This window comes from uncultured Campylobacter sp. (assembly GCF_938030815.1).
Taxonomy (GTDB): Bacteria; Campylobacterota; Campylobacteria; order Campylobacterales; family Campylobacteraceae; genus Campylobacter_B.
This window is the reverse complement of record NZ_CALHII010000222.1, coordinates 1-2,295: the sequence shown is the minus strand read 5'-3', so window position 1 is coordinate 2,295 and position 2,295 is coordinate 1. Positions and strand designations below refer to the sequence as shown.

1 protein-coding gene is annotated in these 2,295 nt (G+C 45.7%); it reads right to left on the bottom strand.

Annotated features, from left to right (window positions below; all coding sequences use genetic code 11):
* The coding region (locus Q0277_RS08690) for a pitrilysin family protein (RefSeq protein ID WP_297997298.1) at nucleotides 1–1,622 on the bottom strand (1,622 nt) is incomplete at its 3' end.
* Nucleotides 1,623–2,295 lie beyond the last annotated feature (673 nt).

Here is a 2,295-nt window from a genome sequence, read left to right as displayed (position 1 = left end):
GGGTGCGCCAGATTGGACATTCCGCCTCTGCTTACCGCGGCGAATGAGATGAAATCCTTGCGCGTCTTAAGCGGCTTTAAGATCACGGTCGCGTTATTTTCAAGCAGGTAGGTATAAAATTTAAATCGCGGCTCAAAGCTTTTGCTTAAAATTTTGCCCTCAGGCAGGTTTTTAGAAACCAAGCTATCCGGTAGCTTGTTATACGCGGCATGCGTATTTATCGCCTTAGCGCCGCTTTGCAGCTTTTTAAATTTGGCCTCGTCCAGATTATATCCGGAGCCGCTAAAGATGCTTGCGTGCACCTCGCCCAGATCCGTAAGGCGCCTAAATTCTAAATTTAGCTCCTCCAGGCTGATCTCACGCAGCAGCTTTACGTCCAAATCCCGCTGTTTTGCGGCGCTAGGCAGGACGGCCCCTGATTTTATGGCATGAAGAATCTCTCTTGCAAAAAACGCGGAATTTGCGCTTTTTTTGCGCTCGAAGGCGCTGTGCCGCGAGCTGATCAAAGCATCCTTCGCAAGGGCAAAATCGCGCTCATCAAAGCCGCTATCTCGCAAGCCTTTGATTAGCCCGAGCGTCTGCGAGATCGCGCCGTCAAAATCTCCGCCCAAAACGGCGACGTCAAAGCTATAGATCATTTTTTGAAACTGCAAATTCGATCTGGAAAAATTAACTCGCAGCAGCGCGCCTTCGCTAGCTTTTGCCCTCTCATAAATCGTAGAGATGAGGCTTGAGATAAGCTCGCTTTTTAAAATTTTTCTCGCATTCTCCTCGCTACTTGGGGGCGCAAATTCCTCCCAAAACGAAATTTTGACGGAATTTAGCGACGTTTCGTTCGTATCGTAATTGTAAATTTTCAAACCCTGTCTAGGCGGAATGCCCATATCCGGGCGGGCGTAGGAGTTTGTATTTTTAAGAGGCGAAAAATTTTGCTCTAGCAGTTTTAAAATTTTATCCCTTTTAAAATCGCCCACGGCTATAAATTTCATAGACCTGGGCTGGTAAATTTTTTGATAAAGCTCCTTGATTTGCTGCACGCTTACGGATTTTACGACCGCCATATCGCCGATCGGCGCACGATCAAAATACGCGCTGCCGCCGTAAAGCTCCTCATCCATCCGCTCGTAAAGCCTCGCAATCGGCGTATCGCGGCTACGCGCCTCCTCGATTATGACGCCTCTTTCTTTTACGAGCTCGAGTGGATTAAACTCCACTCCGTCCGCAATCGAAGCAAAAATTTTAAAAACGTCCTTTAAATTTTCTTCGCTAACGGCGATGTTAAGCGTGTAGATCGTGCTGTCGTAGCCTGTCTGCGCATTTACGTCGGCGCCGAATTTCACGCCCAGGCTCTGCAGCTTTTTGATAAGCTCGTTTTTACTAAAATCGCGACTTCCGTTAAAGGACATATGCTCTATGAAATGCGCAAGCCCGCGCTCATTGGGACCCTCATCGATCGAGCCCGCATCCACGATGAGATAAAAAACGGCGGAATTTTTAGGCACGGAATTTTCTAAAATATAGTATTTAAGCCCGTTTGGCAGCGCCCCTCGCAGGATGGCTTCGTCCCACTCAAGCGCAAAAGCTCCCGCACAAAGCAATAAAAATAGTAAAATTTTTCGCATTTAAGCCCTTTATTTCTAGTAAAATTCGCTCGCAGCCTTTCGGCAGACTCTTCTCTTTCGGCTTATCAATCTGCTCGCCTGGTCATTTTTTGGATTTGCTCGCTTTGACCCGTTAGCCCGCGATATCTCTTAGATCCGCCTACTTTTAACCCGCCTGCTCGCTGCGCTAGTCCCGCTCTGTTTCACGAGCGTATCGGTTCTAGGCTTGCGCTACGCGGCTTCTCTCATTTATTTTATCGCTCAGACGCGCAAGATAAATTTTGAAATTTACTTGCACCCAGTCTAAATTTAAAAAGCGCGAGTCGGTAAATTTTAAAATTTATGTCTGGCATAGCAGCTAGTGGCTTTGAAATTTCATAGCTAAATTTCGCAATTATCTTTCAAAGTCGCTTTTATTGCAAAACAGACGAACCATTTAATTTTACATCGCCCTATTCTCATTACGCGCTGTTTTAGCACGGATTGATCAAACAAGCCATTAACGCACAATCTTGGCTTCTTCGCCGTATGACGTTTTGGTGCTCCGCTTATAAACGCGCCACCCTAAACTGCCGTTTGCTACAGGATAAAATTTTAGCCTAAAGAGCATTAAATGAAAATTAGTATAGATAAAATGTAAAATTTTGAAATTAAAATGGAATTTCGGATTAGATTAAAATGGCCGGGAGATAGG